Origin of the sequence: Bacillus vallismortis, from assembly GCF_040784915.1 — a bacterium.
In the GTDB taxonomy this organism is placed as follows: Bacteria; Bacillota; Bacilli; order Bacillales; family Bacillaceae; genus Bacillus; species Bacillus subtilis_G.
Window position 1 is genome coordinate 3,255,170 of the sequence record NZ_CP160797.1, and the last position, 21,916, is coordinate 3,277,085.

A 21,916-nucleotide genomic window follows, 5' to 3' on the forward strand; every position below is an offset into this window, starting at 1 on the left:
TGAATAAACCAACATGAGGGGGTAACAGAATGAACTTTGATAAACGAGAAGAACGCCTTGGCACCCAATCGGTCAAATGGGACAAAACAGGCGAATTATTCGGCGTGGAAGACGCACTCCCGATGTGGGTGGCAGATATGGATTTCCGCGCGCCGGAAGCAATAACTGAAGCATTAAAAGAGCGCCTCAGCCACGGGATTTTCGGTTATACGGCTCCAGATCAAAAAACGAAGAATGCTGTGTGCGGATGGATGCAAAGCAGGCACGGCTGGAAGGTAAACCCGGAAAGCATTACATTCAGCCCGGGCGTTGTCACAGCTTTGAGCATGGCGGTACAAGCTTTCACGGAACCTGAAGATCAAGTGGTTGTCCAGCCTCCTGTTTATACGCCCTTTTACCATATGATTGAGAAAAACGGCCGGCATGTTTTACATAATCCGCTGCTTGAAAAAGAAGGCGCATATGAAATAGATTTTGAAGATTTGGAGACGAAACTTAGTGATCCAAGCGTCAAATTGTTCATTTTATGCAATCCTCATAACCCGTCAGGACGTTCATGGGGACGGGAAGATTTACTGAAGCTCGGCGAATTGTGTATTGAGCACGGCGTCACAATTGTATCAGATGAAATCCATTCCGATTTAATGCTGTACGGTCACAAACATACGCCGTTCGCTTCTCTCTCTGACGATTTCGCCGAGATTTCCGTGACATGTGCTGCGCCAAGCAAAACATTTAATATCGCCGGATTACAGGCGTCAGCCATCATTATTCCTGATCGGCTGAAGCGCGCCAAGTTTTCCGCAAGCCTGCAGCGCAACGGTTTAGGCGGGCTGAACGCGTTTGCCGTCACTGCGATCGAAGCCGCTTATTCAAAAGGCGGGCCATGGCTCGATGAATTGATCTCTTACCTTGAGAAAAACATGAACGAAGCAGAAGCCTTTTTGAGCAACGAGCTCCCAAAAGTTAAAATGATGAGACCGGATGCATCATACCTGATCTGGCTCGATTTCAGCGCTTACGGCTTGTCCGACGCGGAGCTTCAGCAAAGGATGCTGAAAAAGGGAAAAATCATTTTAGAGCCAGGGACGAAATACGGGCCTGGCGGAGAAGGGTTTATGCGTCTGAACGCGGGATGCTCTCTCGCAACCTTGCAGGACGGCCTGCGCCGCATCAAAGCGGCATTAGCGTAAATATAACTGTTGAACGCCTTTACGTCTTCATTCGTAAAGGCGTTCTTAATAAAGGAATTTTATTTTTCCCTTCTAATATTTAGTGTTATAATAGATTCATATTTTATATGAAAGGATTTCACAACGAATGGAAATTCTAAAAGACTACCTCCTGCATATCTGCTTTATTTTGTTTCCTATTCTTCTTTACCAAGTGTTTTGGCTCGGAAAGCCGGCGATCCTTGTGCCAAAAATAAACAGCGTATTGGTCACGTTGTTCGCGTGCGGCGCCTCCATTTTATGCATTGTATTCCCTATTCGGGAAATGGACTACATACAGTACGGCCTTCAGATGATTCCTATCATCATTTGTTTATTTTACATTAGTACTGCTTCCGGACTTACAGTCGCCGTATCTGTCTTATGTTTTGAACTGCTGTTTTATGAACCTTCCGCAATGTTTGTTTTCACTTTGCTGCCTTTTCTTATTCTCATCCCAATTTTATTTCAGAAAAAATGGCCATTCATGTCCAAAGCGAGAAAGCTGATGCTGACTTTATTGATCGGCTGCTCGGAGATCTTCTTGGTTTTCGCCTCCAGCTTGATTTTTTCCGCCTTAAATATTTTAAATTTTCAAAATTCAGTAATTTTACTTTATGAGGCGGCTGTCTCAGGGCTGTTCCGCTCCAGCGTTCTTCTTTTAAGCATCTATATTATCGAAAGCATCGCCGAAAATATCGCCCTGCGTTCACAGCTGATCCATTCAGAAAAAATGACGATTGTGAGTGAACTGGCAGCGAGCGTCGCTCATGAAGTCAGAAATCCGCTGACTGTTGTCCGCGGGTTTATCCAGCTGCTTTTTAATGACGAAACCCTTCAAAACCAATCGAGTACGGATTACAAAAAGCTTGTACTGTCAGAACTTGACCGGGCGCAAGGCATTATTACAAACTATCTCGATATGGCCAAACAGCAATTGTACGAAAAAGAAGTTTTTGATTTATCAGCGCTTATCAAAGAGACAAGCTCCCTTATGGTATCGTATGCCAATTATAAGTCTGTAACTGTCGAGGCTGAAGCAGAGCCGGGCCTTTATATATATGGAGACGCAACAAAGCTGAAGCAGGCAGTCATCAACCTGATGAAAAACAGCATTGAAGCGGTTCCCCATGGGAAGGGAGTGATTCACATATCAGCCAAAGGAAGTGGCCATACGATTATGGTAAACATCTCAGATAACGGGGTCGGCATGACAGACCATCAGATGCAAAAACTTGGCGAACCTTATTATTCATTAAAAACAAATGGAACGGGGCTCGGGCTCTCCGTTACCTTTTCAATTATTGAACATCATCACGGGACCATTTCGTTTAACAGCAGTTTCCAAAGAGGCACCACCGTAACAATTAAACTTCCCGCCAACCTTCCTCACTAGCAAATCGAGAGGAACTTTAATAGAATAAAGGCGAGGTGATGACAAATGAGCACGTTTGAGACAGGCTCTATCGTTAAAGGATTTTATAAAACAGGTGTATACATAGGAGAAATCACCGCTTGCAGGCCGCAGCATTATTTAGTGAAAATCAAAGCGGTTCTCACCCATCCCGCTCAAGGAGACCTTCATCATCCAAAACAGGCGGATGTGCCGTTTTTTCATGAGAGAAAAGCGCTCGCATACGGTGAACAGACCAACATCCCCCATCATATGGTGAAGCCTTATGACGGTGAAGTGCCAGATTATAACGAGTCTCTGCGGGAGGCGGCAGCACAGCTGAGAGCCAAATTAAATGAGGATGGTTCGGAGTGGGCAAAGCGCTCCCTGAATAATCTGGATATTTTAGAAAAAGAGTATTATAACCGGCCGTAACCCAGTCTGACAAAAGATTGGGTTTTTTACGTTGCGCGCTTGAACAGTTCGGATAAATCGATTCTTTCGCCGATTGTCGGCGGTTTTGGCTTTTCGAGATACTGCTTATCCTGTTCAACAAGCTTAAAAAGCTTATGTGCTGTGAGGGCATCATCAAGCGCTTTATGATGGGTGCCCGTTCCGGCATCTCCATACTCCTCGGCAGCTTTCCACAAACCCGTCAGTGTCCGGTCTCCAAAAAAGTTTTTGTATTCGAGCGATAAATCTCTCATTTCCCCCTTAAAAGGGAATGGAATATGGTTAAACATACAGTTTTGCTTCAGTACCTTCATGTCCATGTTTCCCCACGTAATAATTGTGCTGTTTTTCTCAGGGTCCAGTTCGTTTAGTTTACGGATGAAATCCTCGAACCTCATCCCCTCGTCTACCTGCTTTTGCGTTATCTTTAAAAATGATTTGCAGCGTTTCGTCAGCTTCGGGAATTTTTTCGGTCTGACATAGCTAGAAAACGTCTCAACTACTTCATCATCAACCGACTTTACAATTCCGGCTTCAATGATTTCCGGGAAAAAGTTTTGCGGGCTGTACTTCCCCTCAGGCATCGTAAATTCGAAATCAATAATGAGTAAGCTGTTTGTCGTCACCTTTTTACACCTGCCTTTCCTCCGATCAGAAAATACTATCTTTATAGTATATCAATTCATCTTCTCGACCTTTCTTCATTTTCTAAAAATAATGAATTTTCCCAGCCGCTTTGTTTCTTTTAAATCGTGAATCGTTTCTTTATAATTGGTAAGGAACCCGAAATAATAAGAAGGTGATGTTATTTCTAACCGTAAGAAGAACTTCGTCATTGTGTGGCTGGCGAACTTTTTTGTCTCAGCCAGCACAACGATGATCGTTCCTTTTCTCTCCTTATACATTGAGACGCTCAGCACTTTTTCAAACGGCTTTGTGCAAAGATGGAGCGGCTATGTGTTCGGCATTACATTTCTCATGGCGTTTTTGGTATCGCCGTTTTGGGGGCGGTTCGGAGACAAACACGGATACAAGAAAATCCTTATGGCAACCGGAACAGGCATTGCCCTCAGCATTTTATTCATGGGCTTTGTTACATCGGTGTACCAATTGTTTTTTCTGCGTATGGCGATGGGTCTTGTAACCGGATTTATTCCGACCTCTCTTGCGATGATTTCGGCACAGACTCCGAAGAACTCAGCCGGCAAAACACTCGGCACGCTGCAAATGGGGCAAGTGTCCGGAAGCTTGTTCGGCCCGCTTTTGGGAGGCTTGCTTGCTGATCGTTTCGGCTTTACGTATACCTTTTTTATCACATCCTTTGTGATTTTTTCATCTGTTCTTCTCGTGTTATTTGGGGTCAAAGAACAGCCTCTTGCAGAGAAGACAGCCAAACGTAAGACATACACGAGAAAAGAAGTGTTCTCCTATATTTTTCACCAGCCGGCGCTTTGGGTCATGATGCTGTTAACCATGCTGATTCAAACAGGCAATTTTAGTATCCAGCCGTTGCTCGCTCTATATGTAAATGAGCTGCACGGACCTGTTAATCTGGCCTTTTTCTCCGGCATGGCATTTTCAGCAACGGGACTCGGAAGTTTGCTGCTGGCTAGAAAATGGGGCGACCTGGGCGACCGCTACGGCCACCGGCGCATTTTAATCGGACTTTTACTCGCTGCCTCTTTCTTTTTTATTCCGCAGGCGCTCGCGTCCTCACTCAGCGTGCTCCTTATGTTCAGATTTTTATTTGGAATGGCGATGGGCGGCTTGCTGCCATGCATTACGGCAGCGATCCGCGTTCATGCTCCCGGCAGCATTCAAGGGGAAATCCTCGGCTACAATGTCAGCTTTCGCTTTTTAGGAAACGTGCTCGGGCCTCTTATCGGCGGAATCATATCGAGCCATTTTACAATTTCGGCCGTCTTTTATGTCACAGCGTTTCTCTTTTTCGCCGGCGCGTGCATGCTTTGGATGATGGAGAAGTTCCGGAGGGATTCTTATGCCAAAGCAAGCTGATTCTCAGAAAAAACTGAGGCATCTTCTAAATTTAACCTTCTCGTAAACTCAAAAGAATGGTACGATATGGCTAGAATTTAGGAGAAAAGAGAGTGACCATGTTACGAAAAATAATCGGATGGATTTTGCTCCTTTGCATAATCCCATTGTTTGCATTTACAGTTATCGCTTCCGGAAAAGAAGTAAAACAAATGAAGTCCCTGGATCAGGTGCTTGATAAAAATATTAATCTGAAAGATATCAGCCTCGTTCAGAACAGCTACATGTATGACAGGGACGGCTCCCTTGTCTCGGAAATTGTCAGCGATCATGAAAACCGCGTGCTCGTTCCATTTGACAAGATTCCCGAGGAAGTCAAACAGATTTTCTTAACGTCTGAGGACCGGCATTTTTACGAGCATAAAGGCTTTGACTTTATGGGAATGGTGCGGGCAACCGCTTCTAATGTAAAAGACAAGAAAATTGACCAAGGCGCCAGCACCATCACGCAGCAGCTTTCAAGAAACTTGTATTTGAGCCACGAACGCTCCTTCAGCCGCAAGCTGACTGAGCTCGCGTATTCCTATCAGCTAGAGAAAAAGTATACGAAAAATGAAATACTTGAAGCTTACTTAAATACCATTTATTTCAACAATGGGGTTTACGGCGTCGGTTCAGCGGCTGAATTCTATTTCAGCAAACCGCTGAAGTCTCTCACAGTAGGTGAAATGGCTTTTATCTGCTCTATACCTAATAACCCTACATTATATGATCCTCTCAAGCATTTTGACTACACGAAAAGCCGTCAAGAACGTTTGCTTAAAGGGTTAAAAGATGCCGGGGTCATTACGGATAAAGAGCTCAAAAAAGCCGTCAAACAAAAAATCAAACTGGATGTTGAAAAGAGAGAAGACAAATATCCGGACTACGTTTCCTACGTCAGTGATGAATTCACTCAGCTAGTGTCTGAATCAGAAGGCTTTGATAAACGGCTTCAAAAAGCGTCAGGGAAACAAAAAGAAAAGATAGAAAACGAGCTCTCCGCAAAAGTCAGTACACTGATGAAAGACGGCGTAAAAATTTATACCGCACTTGATCCGTACATGCAAAATCAAGTTGTGGCACAAATGAATTCCAAACTCCCGTATGCAAACGTTCAGGGCGGAGCGGCTGTGATTAATCACCAGACGCATCAAATCATCGCTCTATCCGGCGGGAAAAACTATCAAAAATATGATTTTAACCGCGCCTATCAGGCATACAGACAGCCAGGTTCATCCATTAAGCCGCTGCTTGATTACGGGCCTTATATTGAACAGACCGGCGCGACAGCAAGCAGCACCATCGATGCCAGCAAGTTTTGCAGCAGAGATTATTGTCCGCAAAACTACAATAACCGCACGTACGGCACAGTGACGATCGATACTGCGTTTAAAAATTCATACAATACACCGGCCATTAGAATGCTGGATCGTGTGGGCATCCAAAAAGCATTCAGTTATATCGAGCCGTACCATTTCGCCAAACTTGTCGACAGCGACTACCTTCTCCCGGCGGCGCTTGGCGGGTTTACAAACGGTATGACGCCTCTTGAGATGACAAGGGCGTATACGACATTCGGCAACAGCGGAAGCTATATGCCGAGCCATGCGATTACAAAGGTGACAGACTTAAAAGGAAAAACGCTTTATAAATGGAATGAGAAACCGACTCAAATATTCAGCGTCCGCACGAATATGCAGTTGAAGAAACTGATGAATTCCGTTGTGAAAAGCGGGACAGGAAAAAAAGCATATTTTAAAGCGCCTTACATTGGCGGTAAAACAGGAACATCAAATGATTATCACGACATGTGGTTCGTCGGCCTGACAGATACGTACACAATGGGTGTCTGGGTCGGAAAGGATACACCGAGCAGCGTTGAATATCTTCACAGCATCAGTCCTCAGCTTTCCATCTGGAAAGGAACGCTGCAAGCGGCTTATTAAAGGATCGGAGGGGATATGGCGTGACATCAGAACAAATTCCAAATCGCGTTTTGCTGTTTGACGGCGTGTGCAATTTATGCAATGGCGCCGTGCAATTTATCATTAAACGTGATCCAGACGGATTGATTTCTTTTACATCGCTGCAGTCGGAAACAGGACAGAGCCTGCTGAAAAAAAGCGGGCTCCCGACTGATCAGTTTGACAGTTTTGTCTTTATTGAAGACGGCCAAGTGTACACAAAATCAACTGCAGCCATCAAGGTTCTCAGACATCTGCGAGGCCCATGGCGGCTCTTCGTCCTGTTTTTTGCAGTGCCGAAACCTGTCAGAGATATGATCTATTCTTTCATTGCCAAAAACCGCTATAAGTGGTTTGGCAAAAAAAATGAATGTATGCTCCCCTCCCCTTCTATTAAAAAAAGATTTTTACCATAAACGAAAAAATGGCTAGCTTACACAGGTAAGCTAGCCATTATGCTATTATAAAGCTTGATAAATATGAACAGAATACCGATAACAAAGGTAAACCAAAACAGCAGTTCCAATAGAATGAATCCGACTAATGACATGAGAGAAAGCGTTGGATAAATCCGGTATACGATAAAAACAAAGTAAACAAGCGTAACGACCGCAAACCAGATAACAATCCAGATGACATTTTGCAAAAGCACAAAGGATAAAATCCCGCCGCCTAAATAAACCATGGAACCCATTCTGATTGTTTTCAGGTTGTTCCCTTCCGGATCATTAGCAAAAAACAGCAATGACAGTTCGGTCACGGTATTCGCAATTAATTTCAGAGCGGACAGAACCATAAAATATAAAAGTGCAAAGGCGGCAAATAACGCAAGCCTGATCCCTTTCTCTGAAAAATAGTCAAGCATTCCATCATACATTCCGAAAGAAGACAGCAGCTTCAACGCGTAAAGTGAAGTGGAAATCGATAAAGACGAACTAAAAAGCAGGATCGCAATCAGCGGAAAGTATCCTGTCAAATAAGTATTTTTCATATAAAAAAGTCCCTTTCTATAATCTACCTCATTTATTATGGAGGACTTAAAACGCATTGACAAGATAAATTATTCCATTTTTTCTCCTTTTTACGAATTAAGATCCCAAATCTTCACAAAGCAGCATTTTGAGGGTAAAGTAGTACGCAGGAATCATAAAACGTAAGGAAGTTTTATATGAAAAAAACATTAAAATTGCAAACCAGACTCACCATATTTGTTTGTATCGTTGTGTTAATCGCACTGCTCATTACATTTTTCACAGTCGGTGCCCAAACCACCCAACGGGTTAGAGATGAAGAAAAAACCACAGCGCTGCAGACTGCTGAAATGGTGGCCGAAGCGCCGATTACAGCCGTATCTTTAGAGAGCGGAGAAAAACAGAAGGAACTGCAAAGCTACACAAAACGGGTTCAGAACATCACCGGCACGGAATTTGTTGTCGTCATGGATATGAACGGCATTCGCAAAACCCATCCTGACACGAGCAAAATTGGAAAAAAATTCATGGGCGGCGATGAATCCGAAGCATTAAAAGGACATGTTCATATCAGCACGGCCTCTGGCACGCTCGGGAAATCACAGAGGGCATTCGTCCCTGTCTACGCGGGGAATGGAAAACAAGTCGGTGCAGTCGCGGTCGGCATCACCGTAAATGAAATTGATGAAGTTATCAGCCATAGCTTACGTCCGCTCTACTTTATTATCTGCGTCAGCATTTTCGTCGGTGTGATCGGAGCTGTTATCGTTGCCCGTACGGTGAAAAATATCATGTACGGTCTTGAACCTTATGAAATTGCGACTCTTCTCGAAGAACGAAGTGCGATGCTGGAATCGACAAAGGAAGGAATACTCGCTGTCGATGAACACGGCAAAATTAAACTTGCCAATGCGGAAGCAAAGCGCCTATTCGTGAAAATGGGCATCAACACAAATCCTTTCGATCAGGATGTCAATGACATTCTGCCGAAAAGCCGCCTGAAAAAGGTCATTGAGACAAAAAAACCTCTTCAAGACAGAGACATCCGCATTAACGGACTGGAGCTTGTGTTTAATGAAGTTCCCATCCAGCTGAAAGGACAAACCGTCGGAGCGATTGCGACATTTCGTGACAAAACCGAGGTAAAACACTTAGCTGAACAGCTTTCCGGTGTTAAAATGTATGCAAACGCACTGAGAGCGCAGTCTCATGAATTTATGAACAAACTGCATGTCATATTAGGTCTCGTCCAGCTGAAAGAGTATGACGACCTTGAAGATTATATAAAAGATATTGCCATTCAGCAAAAGTCAGAAACAAGCGAAATTATAAATGATATCAAAAGCTCCGTGCTGGCCGGTTTTCTGCTTGGAAAACAGAGCTTCATACGGGAGCAGGGCGCAAATCTTGATATTGAATGCAGCGGTGTCATCCCGAACGCGGCAGACCCTTCAGTCATTCATGAACTCATTACAATCATTGGAAATCTCATCAACAACGGGCTGGACGCCGTTGCCAATATGCCGAAAAAACAAATCACCATGTCCATGCGTTTTCATAACAGCATACTGGACATTGAAATTACCGATACAGGTGCAGGCATGTCTGAAGAAGATCAAGCCAAAGTGTTTGAACAAGGCTATTCAACAAAGGGCAAGAACCGGGGATTCGGCCTTTCTTTTACACAGCAAAGCATCGAAAATTTAAAGGGCCAAATGATTCTCACAAGCGAAAAGAATGAAGGAACGACATTCAGTCTTCGCGTCCCGTACGAACCGAAGGAGGAAAATCATGATTAATGTACTAATAGTTGAAGATGACCCCATGGTGGGTGAATTAAATAAAAGATACTTAAGCCAAATAGAAGGCTTTCAGCTGAAAGGCATCGCCTCTTCCTTTCAAAGCGCTCTGCATATTTTAGGAGAGCATCACATCGACCTCATTTTGCTCGATATTTATATGCCGGGTAAAAACGGGCTGGAACTGCTAACGGAACTGAGAGCACAAAATGAAGCAGTTGACGTGATTGTGATCTCGGCGGCCAGTGAGCTTGACGTGATCAAGAAAACACTTCGTTACGGCGCTGTCGATTATTTAATCAAACCGTTTGAATTTGAACGTTTCCAAACAGCCCTGTCTGATTACAGGCGGAAACAAAAGGTTTATTCAACCCATCGCAACATGAGCCAAAAAGAACTGGACGCCGAGCTTTTTCAAAAGAAAGAAGCAACAGAAAAAGTACAGCTTCCTAAAGGCCTGACAAAAAGCACGCTGAATCTGATTTGGTCCAGTATCCAATCATTTGAAAATGAATCTTTTACGACAGAAGACTTAGCAAAGCATACAGAAATCTCTCAAGTATCCATACGAAAATACTTGAAATTTCTTGAAGATATACAGGTTCTGAATGTAGAAATGGCGTACGGAACAATCGGAAGACCTGTGTTTCAGTACAACGTCAACACAGGAAACTTTAACGGAATTAAGCAATATCTATAAGAAAACGCACTGTTCACTCTGAAGCGCCGTTAACTAAACAGTTATAAAAGCAACGGCTCACTCTAAAGACATATCTATGACTCTGATCTCTTAACAATTCTCGCTTGGCTAATGCCGGGCGTGCCTCGCATAAAAGGAAAACGATAAAACATTCTCCCTGGGAAGACGCTTCTCAGGGATTTTTTCTAATCCAAACGTCCTCATTAATTTAATTGTTTATCAGTTTTTTAACTTAAAAAAATATGAAGTGTTAACGCTTTCTTGTAGACTGTAACAAACAATACATGGGGGTGTATGACATGGGAGCAATTCCAAAATCAGGGGTAAATTCACCTGAACAAAAAGACCTACAGGAGAAAAACCTGTTTCAAAAAATATGGACTTGGGAAATCGGTGTGATTCCTTTGCCATTATACACAGTATTAGCTGTTATTATTATTCTTTCAGCGTATTACAATGAGCTGCCCGCAAATATGCTTGGCGGGTTTGCCATCATCATGATTCTGGGTGTGTTTCTTGGAGACATCGGCCAGCGCATTCCGATATTGAAGGATATTGGCGGCCCTGCCATTTTATCTTTGTTTGTCCCTTCATTTTTAGTCTTTTACAATGTGCTGAATCCAACATCTATAGACGCTGTAACCAATTTGATGAAAACGTCTAACTTCCTTTATTTCTATATCGCTTGTCTTGTTGTGGGAAGTATTCTCGGAATGAACAGAACTGTTTTAATACAAGGTTTTATCAGAATGTTCGTTCCACTCGTTGCAGGAACGATCGCGGCGGTTACAGCCGGCATACTTGTCGGATTTATTTTTGGCTACAGCGCCTATGATTCCTTTTTCTTTGTCGTTGTTCCGATTATTGCCGGGGGAATAGGTGAAGGCATTTTACCGCTTTCGATCGCCTATTCACAAATACTCGGTTCATCCGCTGATGTGTATGTGTCTCAGCTGGTTCCCGCCGCTATTATCGGAAACGTTTTTGCTATCATCTGTGCAGCTTTAATGAAAAAGCTTGGCGATAAGCGTCCAGATCTAAATGGAAACGGACGGCTTGTCAAATCTAAAAAAGCAAATGAGATTTTCAATCAAAAAGAAGCCGAAGCAAAAATTGATTTTAAACTGATGGGAGCCGGTGTTCTGCTCGCGTGTACATTCTTTATTTTCGGCGGGTTATTGGAGAAATTTCTCTTCATCCCGGGCGCGATCTTGATGATTATTTCAGCTGCGGCTGTCAAGTATGCGAATATTCTTCCGAAAAAAATGGAAGATGGCGCCTACCAGCTTTATAAATTTGTTTCGTCCAGCTTTACATGGCCGCTGATGGTCGGTCTCGGGATCCTCTTTATTCCGTTAGATGACGTGGCGGCTGTGATTTCTATTCCGTTTGTCATCATATGTATTTCAGTTGTTGTCGCAATGATTGCTTCTGGATATTTTGTGGGCAAGCTGATGAACATGTACCCGGTTGAATCCGCAATCGTGACCTGCTGCCACAGCGGTCTCGGCGGAACGGGTGATGTTGCGATTTTATCAGCGTCAGGAAGAATGGGCCTTATGCCGTTCGCCCAAATTTCCACCCGTCTCGGCGGTGCAGGCACAGTCATTTGCGCGACAGTTCTGCTTCGTTTTTTCACTTCATAAACAGTGAAAGAGTTCCGTTCTATGCGGAACTCTTTTTTTATCTGTTCACAATCCGAATATACTCTCGGGGAGCAAACGGCATATCCTTTGATTCCATCTCACTCATTCTGGCTGACAGGTGGTGCTCCAGTAAATACAGCTCCCACTCATCACTAGCCGCCGTACCGCTGCGCCCGTCATATTGATTTAAAATGAATGCACCCGTAAATACTGTGCAGAATAAACCCGAACATATCAAAACCTTTCTCTTCACATGACCAGCTCCTTACATTCAGCTTGAGCAGGAATGATTTTAAATATACAAATAGGTTTATTTTTGTTAGACTTATTTTAAGGTCAAAGGAACTCATAAAATCCTATTTTGCAGTTCGAAGCATGGCGGCTTGCAGAAAAGTGCGATATAATTTGGACTAGGTCGTTTGACCGTATATTGATACATAGCGCATTTTTTAATTGAGAACAAGAAAAAGGAGGTCTTATCTTTGCAGCTCTTACATTTTGCTATTTTATCGCCTTTTTTATTTGCTCTTTTCATTCCCATCTTGGCAAAATACGCAAAAAGAGTGCACACGGGCTGGTTTGTGTTGATCCTGCCCGTCTTGCTGTTTATATACTTTCTCCCAATGATCAGGATGACACAATCGGGAGAAACATTGCGGTCGGTATTGGAGTGGATTCCTTCACTTGGCATTAATTTCACCGTTTATATAGACGGCCTCGGATTGTTATTCGCCTTGCTGATCACAGGCATCGGCTCTTTGGTCACTCTTTACAGCATTTTTTATTTATCAAAAGAAAAAGAACAGCTTGGGCCCTTTTATGTCTATTTATTGATGTTCATGGGCGCTATGCTTGGTGTCGTTCTTGTAGACAATGTCATGGTTCTCTATATGTTTTGGGAGCTTACCAGCCTTTCATCCTTTTTGCTGATCGGCTATTGGTATAAGCGTGAAAAGTCGCGCTACGGCGCAGCCAAATCACTTTTGATTACGGTCAGCGGCGGGCTGTGCATGCTCGGCGGATTTATTCTCCTCTATCTGATAACGGATTCCTTCAGTATTAGAGAGATGATCCATCAAGTTCAATTAATTGCCGGCCACGACTTGTTTATTCCGGCGATGATTCTCATTTTATTAGGGGCATTTACGAAATCCGCGCAATTCCCTTTTTATATCTGGCTGCCTGACGCAATGGAAGCTCCGACGCCTGTCAGCGCTTATCTTCATTCAGCTACGATGGTGAAAGCCGGCATTTATATCATTGCGAGGTTCAGTCCTATTTTCGCCTTTTCAGCTCAATGGTTTTGGATCGTTTCCCTCGTCGGGCTCATTACGATGGTCTGGAGTTCTTTCCAAGCCGTGAAACAAACCGATTTAAAATCGATTTTGGCGTTTTCAACCGTCAGCCAGCTCGGCATGATCATCTCCATGCTTGGTGCCAGTGCCGCGGCTCTTCATTACGGCCATACAGAATATTATACAGTTGCCGCCATGGCTGCCATTTTCCATTTAATCAACCATGCTACCTTTAAAGGAAGCTTGTTTATGGCAGTCGGCATTATCGATCACGAAACAGGCACACGGGATATCCGGAAGCTCGGCGGCTTGATGGCGATTATGCCAATTACGTTTACCATTTCCTTAATCGGGACATTTTCAATGGCCGGCCTTCCGCCGTTTAACGGATTTTTGAGTAAAGAAATGTTTTTCACAAGCATGCTTCGCGTGACACATTTCGATCTGTTCAACGTGCAGACATGGGGCATTCTATTCCCTGTTCTCGCCTGGGTCGGAAGCGTCTTTACATTTATCTACAGCATGAAATTGCTGTTTAAAACGTTCAGGGGAAAATACCAGCCTGAGCAGCTTAAAAAACAGGCTCACGAAGCGCCTGCGGGCATGCTCGTAGCACCTGTCATTCTTGCCGCTTTGGTTGTCAGTCTCTTCTTTTTCCCGAATATATTGTCGTACAGCTTGATTGAGCCGGCGATGAACTCAATCTATCCGACGCTGCTGGACAGCCACGAGAAATTCCATGTGCACATTACACAATGGCATGGGCCGACAACAGAATTGAAAATGACAGCCGGCATCATTATTCTCGGCATCCTTGGATATGTGACGTTGAATAAGTGGAAAGGATTCTATAAACTGTTTCCTTCGAAACTGACACTCAATCGATTATACGATAAGCTTCTGGCCGTCATGGAAAAAGGCTCTTACCGAGTCACTAGACAATATATGACCGGGTTTTTAAGGGATTATTTGCTGTATATCTTCGCTGGTTTCATCATTTTGATGGGCGGAGCTATGATGATCAAAGGCGGATTTTCATTTACAACAGAAGGAATGGCTGAAATCGGCGGATACGAAATGATTCTGACGCTTGTCATGATCAGCGCCACAGCGGCCACTGTTTTTGCCCGTTCAAGATTGACAGCGATTATCTCTCTTGGTGTGGTCGGTTATACGCTCGCATTGTTTTTTGTGATTTTCAGAGCGCCGGACTTAGCATTGACTCAGCTTGTCATTGAAACCATTTCTGTGGCGCTGTTCCTGCTTTGTTTCTACCATCTGCCGCAATTGAGACTGAAAAGGAAAACGAGAACGTTCCGATTGACGAACTTTATCATTGCTTTAGGAGTCGGCATTATCGTTACCCTGCTTGGCATCGCATCTTCAAGCCAGCGGACAAAAGACAGCATTTCATCCTTCTTCTTAAAACACAGCCATGATCTCGGCGGAGGGGATAATGTTGTCAACGTCATCCTCGTTGATTTCAGGGGCTTTGATACAATGTTTGAAATAACGGTGCTGGCTGTTGCCGCTCTCGGCATCTACAGCATGATTAAAACAAAAGTAAAAGAGGAGGGGAGAAGCGGTGAATGAACAAAAAACAAATGACTTAATTCTTCAAACCGTGACAAAACTTGTATCCTTTATCATTTTGCTTTTCTCTTTCTATTTATTTTTATCAGGACACAACGCGCCTGGAGGAGGCTTTGTCGGCGGGCTGATCACATCCGCTTCCATCGTTCTGTTGCTCCTGGCATATGATTTAAAAACCGTCCGTGCGATTTTGCCGGTTAATTTCATTTACGTGGCGGGAGCCGGGCTTCTGCTCGCTGTATTAACCGGCGTTGGTTCCTTTGTATTCGGGGCTCCATTTTTAAGCCATACATTCGGGCACTTTCATCTGCTGATATTTGGAGAAACGGAGCTCGCCACGGCGACGATATTTGATTTAGGGGTTTATCTTGTTGTCGTAGGCATTACGATGACCATTATTCAAACGATTGGAGAGGAAGAATAATGGAAATCTTGATGTCTGTTTTAGCCGGTATTATCTTTATGGCTGCCACGTATTTACTGCTTTCGAAAAGCCTGCTTCGCGTTATTATCGGAACAGCACTTTTGAGCCATGGCGTTCATTTAATGCTTTTGACTATGGGAGGATTAAAGGAAGGCGCCGCTCCGATTTTAAGCAAGCATGTCAAATCATTTGTCGATCCGCTTCCGCAAGCCCTGATTTTGACAGCCATTGTCATTTCATTTGGCGTTACATCATTCCTTCTCGTCATGGCCTTCCGCGCTTATCAGGAATTGAAAACGGACGATATGGATCAAATGAGGGGAAATGATCAACATGAATAATTTTGTTATTTTGCCAATCCTGATCCCGCTCCTGTCGGCCATTCTGCTGATTTTCATGACGAAGAATCTTATGCTCATGCGGATCTTCAGCACTGCGGCATCGGCAATCGGGATTGTGATCAGTTGCATACTCGTACAGACTGTCTTTACAAATGGCATCCAGACACTCAGTTTGGGCGGCTGGAAAGCGCCGTACGGCATTGTGCTGGCAGCAGACCAGTTCGCCAGCCTGCTCGTTCTCACAACAGCGGTCGTCGGTTTATTGGTTGTCCTTTATTCCTTCCGTTCTGTCGGTGAAAAACGGGAGCGTTCCTTTTATTACTCCGGTGTTCAGTTTTTGCTTGCCGGTGTCAGCGGAGCGTTTTTAACAGGCGATTTATTCAACATGTACGTATTTTTTGAGCTTCTGCTTATCGCTTCCTATATGCTGATCGTATTAGGCGGCACAAAAATTCAGCTGCGGGAGTCCCTTAAATATATTGTGTTTAATATCGTATCGTCTGCCCTGTTTGTCATTGGCGTCGGCTATTTATACGCTGTAACCGGAACGTTAAACATGGCGGATCTAAGTGTGAAAATCAGCGAATCAGGACAAACCGGGCTGATCACTGTAATTGGTGTCCTGCTGCTTTTAGTATTCGGCATGAAGGGCGGAATCTTCCCCCTCTACTTTTGGCTTCCAGGCTCTTATTACGCGCCTCCGGCGGCAATCTCCGCGTTGTTCGGCGCTTTGCTGACAAAAGTCGGTTTATATGCGATTACTAGGGTTTTCACATTAATTTTTATTCATGACGCAGCCTTTACCCATCAGCTGATGATTTGGCTGGCGGCGCTGACTGTGACTTTCGGTGTGATCGGTTCACTCGCTTATGCGGATGTCATGAAAATTGTGATCTACAACATTATTACAGCTGTCGGCGTGATTTTGTTCGGTGTGGCAGTTCATACCCCCGCATCCATTCAAGGCGCGATTTATTATCTGATTCACGATATGCTGATTAAAGGCGCTTTATTTATGCTGGCGGGCACGCTGATTGCGTTGACTGGAACAGCGAGCCTGCACAAAATGGGCGGGCTGATCAAACGTTATCCACTTCTTGGATGGATGTTTTTCATTTCAGCGATTTCTCTCGCGGGCATCCCGCCTCTCAGCGGATTTATCGGCAAGTTCAAAATTGCGGAGGGCGGCTTCGCAGAAGGTGAATTTACGATTTCCATGCTGATTCTGCTTTCGAGTCTGCTCGTACTGTACTCTGTACTGAGGATCTTTATGCATGCGTTTTGGGGCGAAGAAAAAGAAACACCGAAACCAAATCATAAAACAGCTAAAGGACTTCTTTATCCGGCAGCTTTTTTTCTCTTACTATCTCTTCTCTTCGGGTTGGGTACAGAGTGGGTGTCACCTTACGTTGATCAAGCGGCCGAGACATTGCTGAATCCGGAAAAATATATTGAAGCTGTTTTGAAGGAGTAGATCGCATGGCATTTCAAATTTTATTAAATGTGTTTCTCGCTTTTTGCTGGATGTTCTTGAGCAATAGTCCAAGCGCCGCAGGGTTTATCACAGGCTATATTCTGGGAATGCTCTCTCTGTTTTTCTTCCGGCGCTTTTTTATTCGCCAGTTTTATCTATGGAAACTGATCTCTATCATCAAACTCTTTTTGATTTTTTTAAAGGAACTATACCTTGCCAACGTCAGTGTATTGAAATCCATTTTATCGCCAAAAATGAATATCAAACCGGGCATTTTCGCTTTTAAGACTGAACTGACGAAGGATTGGGAAATTACCCTACTTTCCCTGCTCATTACATTAACGCCCGGAACCTTGGTGATGGATATTTCCGATGACCAGACAATACTTTATATTCATGCGATGGATATTGAGGATGCGGAAAAAGCCATTTTTGATATTCGTGAGTCATTTGAAAAAGCCATACAGGAGGTGAGCCGCTGATGTTTACACTGATCCTGCAACTCGCGCTCGGCATTATGGCAGTGTCTACCTTTTTGTATGTCATTCGTGTCATTAAAGGGCCGACTGTGCCTGACCGGGTAGTGGCTCTGGATGCAATCGGCATCAACCTGATTGCGATCACGGCACTCGTCTCCATTTTGCTGAATACAAACGCGTTTCTGGATATTATTTTGCTGCTGGGCATTTTAGCATTTATCGGAACAATTGCATTTTCCAAATTCCTGGAGAAAGGAGAGATTATCGAAAATGATCGAAATCGCTAAGGTCGTTGTGGCTGTATTCATTTTGCTTGGCGCTCTTGTATGCCTTGTTGCTTCATTTGGGATACTTCGCCTTCCCGATGTGTTTACACGCTCTCATGCTGCATCTAAAGGCTCAACGTTGGGCGTCAATATGATTCTGCTCGGTGTCTTCTTCTATTTGTGGTTTGTGACGGGGAACATTTCCGCTAAAATCCTGCTCGGGATTCTGTTTATCTTTATTACGTCGCCTGTCGGGGGACACTTGATCTGCCGTGCCGCGTACAACTCCGGCGTCAAGCTTGATAAGAGAAGTGTACAGGATGACTACAACGGAATCAGAAACTTTGTGATTAAACGCAAAGAGGATTCTTACTTATAAAAAATAAGCAGCCGGACAGGCAGAGTTCCGGCTGTTTTTTTATTTCTTGATGACAGCCAGCGTGCATCTGGATATACAGATCAGCCTTTCTTGCTCGTCATAAATGTGAATTTGATAGACAATCGTCGTTCTGCCTGTATGAACCGGCTCGGCTACCGCCTTTACCGTTCCTTCCTTGACGGGTTTCAAATGATTGGCGTTAATCTCCAAACCGACACAAGCTTGTGTTGTGTGATCAATCAGATTTTGCGCGCCTGCGCTCGCCGCGGTCTCTGCCAGCGCCACTGAAGCGCCTCCATGCAAATAGCCGAACGGCTGCACCGTCCGATGATCCACCGGCATGACCGCAACGCATCGTTCCGCTGTGTTTTCAACAATCTTAATTCCAAGCGCTTCAAGCAATGTGTGTTTCGTGTCCATTCTATCCAACTCCCTTATTTAAAGTACACCGTCTGATTTCGCAATCAAAACCGCTTCCGTTCGGGAACCGACATTCAGCTTATTGAAAATCGATGTCAAGCTGTATTCGATGGACCGCTTGCTCAAATGAAGCGCATCTGCGATTTCTTGGTTTGTAAACCCCTTTTCAACTTCTTGAAGAATCAGGCATTCTCTGGGTGTGAGCACATCTTGTTCTTTTTGAGAGGAAGGAGCCGGCTTTGTTTTTTGCTGAGTCATCAGCTGTTTAAAGTAAGCAAAATCGACTAAAATTTCTCCGTTGAGTACGTGGTATATGTATTGGGTGATCTTTTCTTTAGATTCCGTTTTGCTGATGGCACCGTGCAGACCCGCACGAATCGCTTCCTCAAAATAATCCTCAACCTCGTAACCGGTATACACGATAATTTTACAATGAGGATTCTCTTGTAAAATCTGTTTAGAAAGCTCCATCCCATTGATCTCGCCGCCTAAATTCAGATCCATTAAAATGAGATCATATGACGAGAAATCATGCTGTTTGATAAACTGTTCGCTCGGTTCAGGACTGAGACAATCAACAGACAGATTCGAATCCGTTTCCAAAATTGTCTTGGTGCCTTCCATGACAGCCGGATGGTCATCAATCACTAGTATCTTTTTCATGTTTTCCTCCCTTTTACTCACTCTTTTCCATTTTATAAAAAAGACTTGGCTTGTGCCAAGTCGTTTCCGTTATAAAACCATTACAATTCGATTTCAATATCAGCCTTAAAGCCCTTTCCTTCACTTGTTTCAATCCGAAGGCGTCCATCTAAAGCCCTGACTCTCTCTTTAATGCCGGAAAGCCCCATACTCATGGAATGCTCATTATTTTTCTCTTGATCAAATCCTACACCATCGTCCTCATAATGCAGAACGATCCTGTTTTGAATACTGATGAGCATAATCAGCACATCCGTCGCCTGAGAGTGCTTGACCGCATTAGACAGAAACTCTTGAATGATCCGGTACAAATTCAGCTGCGAATCCAGATCAAGCGAAGCCGTAAATCTGCCGGTATTTAAACGGATATGAAACGGAACCCGTTCCTGCTGCTGAGCCACCAGCTTGGACAGCGCCTTCACAAGCCCAAGATCATACAGAAGCTGCGGCCGCAGTTCATGACACGTCTCCCTCGTCATCGAAATCACATCAGACATCTGCTCATTCATCTGTACAAGCTTGTCCTGCACATCTTCCCGGCACGGACTATCATCCTTCTTAAAATCAGCCAAAAACAGCTCGCACTGACGTTTTAATGAAATCAAATCCTGTAGAACCGAGTCGTGGAGATCGCGGGCGAGATCAGAGCGTTGTTTTTCTTCGATGGTGTACATGAGTTTTTTGAGCCAAACTGGGTTTGATTCTTGTTGTTTTAAATCTTCAAGATGCACCATCAATTCTTCGATTTTCATCACATTTTCCAATGAAACATTTGTATAAAACGCTAATGTTTGAAGCCATGCAATTTCATCTCTTGTTAATTTAAAAGTATTATAACTTGAGAAACAGAGTACTAAAAATGACCTGTCTCCTCGTTCACCTATTTTAATAATAAAACCCTGTTTAAACTCTCTTATTTTCCCGATCTCACCTGAGAAATTTTGGACACATTGCTCAAAATTCTTATAAGTTATATCTTTGAAGTTATTCTTGCTAATAAGTGTAATTTCCCCTTTAGAATTATCATACACACAAGCATTATCTATGTTTAGTACTTCTAAGATTGTATTTTTAAAATGATTAAGTACTTGATCTACCGACGATGCTTGCTTTATTAATTGAGTAAATTTAAAAATTCCATCTTGATAATTAAATTTCTCCGTAAACCTTTTTAACTTGAAACGAAAGTCAATGATCTCTTTAAAGTAAAAAACAGCAAACATAAGCAAATATATTACAATTGTTAATTTTACGGAATAAAAGATATCCTTGGGTTGCTGAATATAATAAAATATAGTAACTACAATAACAGTAGGCGTAATAGCTAAAAAACCGTAGTACTTAAGGCGCCCCACAACAAAGTCAATATTATAAAGTCTATTAGTCATAAATTGATATACTAAAGAATACGGTATAACAAGTGTAAAAGCAGCCAAACTAAAAGGTGAAACATACTTATCCAAAAATACATATGGAACAGCAAAAAAGATGATAAACGGACTGAAAGAAAGGACATTTGTATAAGCAAGGACCTTCAAAATTGACTTTTGCTCTTTTTGTTTAATTTTTCTTATCCCTTGATGGATAAGAATAGATACAGTAAGAACTAAGACAAAGAAAGAAATCAAGTTCAGATTAGACAAAAAAGCCGAAGATTTTAATCTATTACTCAGAACATCTTCTAATAAAAGGTTTATTAGCGGGAGCATATACATAAGGATTAAAATCTTCTTTTCGAATAACTTGGTTCCTAATTCTGTAAAGTATTTATATATAAAATGAATATATAAAATCGGACAACTTACTAAAGTAAGGACAAGCAGGTAAGTGCTAACCTCTTCCCCTCTTCTTGCGCCGCAGGCACTTACATACGCCACTGATACAAATAACAAAAATAAAATTAAAATATAAGCTGAAGTTGATTTTCTCACTTTATTTATTCTGTAAACAAAAAATATACAAAACAAACAAATTGAATAAGATATTACTGGTATGAGATACATAAATAAATTTTCTTCACTTATTAGGCTAACATTTTGTAAATGAAATGATTTATTCTCTCTCTCAACAGTTAAGCTTTCTACATTGACCAATCTTCCGCTTTTTAATTGAATGTCACTGCCTTTCTCTCCATTTACTTCAAGAATGATGTCACCCTTTTTCACACCTGTGTAATATTCATTTGTATAATCTACAACGTTGGTGACCTCTAACTTACCTTCTTCATTTATCTTCACATCTGCACCTACGAAGATGTTAAAAACAAAACTATAAGAGAGGAAGATAACATAAATAAAACTTAAAATGATAAAAACTAGAGACAAATATTTATAGACGTTAATATATCTGTACATTACATCATCCCATAA

The 21,916-nt window shown here is 42.9% G+C and carries 23 protein-coding genes; 16 read left to right on the forward strand and 7 right to left on the reverse strand.

Annotation, left to right across the window (positions count from 1 at the left end):
• The first annotated feature begins 29 nt into the window (after nucleotides 1–29).
• The 3 genes from patB to kapB all read left to right on the forward strand — a co-directional run bounded on the left by patB (nucleotide 30) and on the right by kapB (nucleotide 3,039).
• Nucleotides 30–1,193 (forward strand): cystathionine beta-lyase PatB, encoded by a 1,164-nt coding sequence (gene patB, locus ABZM97_RS16275; RefSeq protein WP_253268525.1) that lies wholly within the window; start codon nucleotides 30–32, stop codon nucleotides 1,191–1,193.
• Between the two features lie 127 nt (nucleotides 1,194–1,320).
• Entirely contained in the window at nucleotides 1,321–2,607 is a 1,287-nt protein-coding gene (locus ABZM97_RS16280; RefSeq protein WP_367386985.1) for an ATP-binding protein, read from the forward strand.
• A gap of 45 nt (nucleotides 2,608–2,652) precedes the next feature.
• Nucleotides 2,653–3,039: a kinase-associated lipoprotein KapB gene (gene kapB, locus ABZM97_RS16285; RefSeq protein WP_087993390.1), complete on the forward strand. Its 387-nt coding sequence runs from the start codon at nucleotides 2,653–2,655 to the stop codon at nucleotides 3,037–3,039.
• Between the two features lie 26 nt (nucleotides 3,040–3,065).
• Here kapB and kapD read toward each other — a convergent pair whose 3' ends face one another.
• Entirely contained in the window at nucleotides 3,066–3,683 is a 618-nt protein-coding gene (kapD, locus tag ABZM97_RS16290; protein WP_087993391.1) for a 3'-5' exonuclease KapD, read from the reverse strand.
• 75 nt (nucleotides 3,684–3,758) lie between these two features.
• On the reverse strand, nucleotides 3,759–3,962 hold the full coding sequence (locus tag ABZM97_RS16295; RefSeq protein ID WP_087993410.1) for a hypothetical protein: 204 nt from the start codon (nucleotides 3,960–3,962) through the stop codon (nucleotides 3,759–3,761).
• Here ABZM97_RS16295 and ABZM97_RS16300 point away from each other — a divergent pair.
• From ABZM97_RS16300 to ABZM97_RS16310, 3 genes are all read left to right on the forward strand, one after another.
• Nucleotides 3,865–5,073: a multidrug efflux MFS transporter gene (locus ABZM97_RS16300; protein ID WP_367387499.1), complete on the forward strand. Its 1,209-nt coding sequence runs from the start codon at nucleotides 3,865–3,867 to the stop codon at nucleotides 5,071–5,073. The genes ABZM97_RS16295 and ABZM97_RS16300 overlap by 98 nt on opposite strands.
• A gap of 92 nt (nucleotides 5,074–5,165) precedes the next feature.
• Entirely contained in the window at nucleotides 5,166–7,040 is a 1,875-nt protein-coding gene (locus ABZM97_RS16305; RefSeq protein WP_087993393.1) for a transglycosylase domain-containing protein, read from the forward strand.
• Between the two features lie 20 nt (nucleotides 7,041–7,060).
• Nucleotides 7,061–7,474 carry a thiol-disulfide oxidoreductase DCC family protein gene (locus ABZM97_RS16310; protein ID WP_087993394.1) on the forward strand — a complete coding sequence of 138 codons (414 nt, stop codon included), beginning with the start codon at nucleotides 7,061–7,063 and terminating at the stop codon, nucleotides 7,472–7,474.
• 17 nt (nucleotides 7,475–7,491) lie between these two features.
• On the opposite strand, the gene ABZM97_RS16315 is transcribed toward ABZM97_RS16310, so the two are convergent.
• Nucleotides 7,492–8,049 carry a YufK family protein gene (locus ABZM97_RS16315; protein WP_087993395.1) on the reverse strand — a complete coding sequence of 186 codons (558 nt, stop codon included), beginning with the start codon at nucleotides 8,047–8,049 and terminating at the stop codon, nucleotides 7,492–7,494.
• Between the two features lie 177 nt (nucleotides 8,050–8,226).
• Here ABZM97_RS16315 and maeL point away from each other — a divergent pair, with 177 nt between their 5' ends.
• The 3 genes from maeL (at nucleotide 8,227) to maeN (ending at nucleotide 12,174) form a co-directional block, all read left to right on the forward strand.
• Nucleotides 8,227–9,828, forward strand: a complete 1,602-nt coding sequence (maeL, locus tag ABZM97_RS16320) for a two-component system sensor histidine kinase MaeL (RefSeq protein ID WP_087993396.1) — start codon at nucleotides 8,227–8,229, stop codon at nucleotides 9,826–9,828.
• Nucleotides 9,821–10,528, forward strand: coding sequence for a two-component system response regulator MaeM (gene maeM, locus ABZM97_RS16325; RefSeq protein ID WP_087993397.1), 708 nt, complete (start codon nucleotides 9,821–9,823; stop codon nucleotides 10,526–10,528). Before maeL ends, maeM begins: the two co-directional genes overlap by 8 nt.
• A 299-nt stretch (nucleotides 10,529–10,827) precedes the next feature.
• Entirely contained in the window at nucleotides 10,828–12,174 is a 1,347-nt protein-coding gene (maeN, locus tag ABZM97_RS16330; RefSeq protein ID WP_087993398.1) for a sodium/malate symporter MaeN, read from the forward strand.
• A gap of 37 nt (nucleotides 12,175–12,211) precedes the next feature.
• Here the strand turns inward: maeN and ABZM97_RS16335 are convergent, their stop codons facing one another.
• Complete coding sequence (locus ABZM97_RS16335; protein WP_087993399.1) at nucleotides 12,212–12,427, reverse strand: hypothetical protein; 216 nt, start codon at nucleotides 12,425–12,427, stop codon at nucleotides 12,212–12,214.
• Between the two features lie 229 nt (nucleotides 12,428–12,656).
• Between ABZM97_RS16335 and ABZM97_RS16340 the strand changes: the two genes are divergently transcribed.
• Genes ABZM97_RS16340 through mnhG form a run of 7 tightly spaced genes read left to right on the forward strand, consistent with a single transcriptional unit; the run spans nucleotide 12,657 to nucleotide 18,425 of the window.
• Nucleotides 12,657–15,062, forward strand: coding sequence for a Na+/H+ antiporter subunit A (locus ABZM97_RS16340; RefSeq protein ID WP_087993400.1), 2,406 nt, complete (start codon nucleotides 12,657–12,659; stop codon nucleotides 15,060–15,062).
• The gene (locus ABZM97_RS16345) at nucleotides 15,055–15,486 is read left to right on the forward strand and encodes a Na(+)/H(+) antiporter subunit B (protein WP_148963957.1); all 432 of its coding nucleotides are present in this window, start codon (nucleotides 15,055–15,057) and stop codon (nucleotides 15,484–15,486) included. Before ABZM97_RS16340 ends, ABZM97_RS16345 begins: the two co-directional genes overlap by 8 nt.
• On the forward strand, nucleotides 15,486–15,827 hold the full coding sequence (locus ABZM97_RS16350) for a Na(+)/H(+) antiporter subunit C (protein WP_010329900.1): 342 nt from the start codon (nucleotides 15,486–15,488) through the stop codon (nucleotides 15,825–15,827). Before ABZM97_RS16345 ends, ABZM97_RS16350 begins: the two co-directional genes overlap by 1 nt.
• The gene (locus ABZM97_RS16355; protein WP_087993402.1) at nucleotides 15,820–17,301 is read left to right on the forward strand and encodes a Na+/H+ antiporter subunit D; all 1,482 of its coding nucleotides are present in this window, start codon (nucleotides 15,820–15,822) and stop codon (nucleotides 17,299–17,301) included. Before ABZM97_RS16350 ends, ABZM97_RS16355 begins: the two co-directional genes overlap by 8 nt.
• A gap of 5 nt (nucleotides 17,302–17,306) precedes the next feature.
• A complete protein-coding gene (locus ABZM97_RS16360; RefSeq protein ID WP_367386986.1) occupies nucleotides 17,307–17,783 on the forward strand; it encodes a Na+/H+ antiporter subunit E in 477 nt (158 codons plus the stop codon).
• On the forward strand, nucleotides 17,783–18,067 hold the full coding sequence (locus tag ABZM97_RS16365) for a Na(+)/H(+) antiporter subunit F1 (RefSeq protein WP_087993404.1): 285 nt from the start codon (nucleotides 17,783–17,785) through the stop codon (nucleotides 18,065–18,067). The genes ABZM97_RS16360 and ABZM97_RS16365 overlap by 1 nt, the downstream gene beginning before the upstream one ends.
• Nucleotides 18,051–18,425 (forward strand): monovalent cation/H(+) antiporter subunit G, encoded by a 375-nt coding sequence (mnhG, locus tag ABZM97_RS16370; RefSeq protein WP_087993405.1) that lies wholly within the window; start codon nucleotides 18,051–18,053, stop codon nucleotides 18,423–18,425. Before ABZM97_RS16365 ends, mnhG begins: the two co-directional genes overlap by 17 nt.
• Nucleotides 18,426–18,464: 39 nt before the next feature.
• Here the strand turns inward: mnhG and ABZM97_RS16375 are convergent, their stop codons facing one another.
• From ABZM97_RS16375 to ABZM97_RS16385, 3 genes are all read right to left on the reverse strand, one after another.
• A complete protein-coding gene (locus ABZM97_RS16375) occupies nucleotides 18,465–18,845 on the reverse strand; it encodes a hotdog fold thioesterase (protein WP_253268529.1) in 381 nt (126 codons plus the stop codon).
• A gap of 18 nt (nucleotides 18,846–18,863) precedes the next feature.
• Nucleotides 18,864–19,508, reverse strand: coding sequence for a two-component system response regulator ComA (gene comA, locus ABZM97_RS16380; RefSeq protein WP_202328144.1), 645 nt, complete (start codon nucleotides 19,506–19,508; stop codon nucleotides 18,864–18,866).
• An 80-nt stretch (nucleotides 19,509–19,588) separates the two neighbouring features.
• The gene (locus tag ABZM97_RS16385; protein WP_367386987.1) at nucleotides 19,589–21,901 is read right to left on the reverse strand and encodes a histidine kinase; all 2,313 of its coding nucleotides are present in this window, start codon (nucleotides 21,899–21,901) and stop codon (nucleotides 19,589–19,591) included.
• Nucleotides 21,902–21,916: the final 15 nt, after the last annotated feature.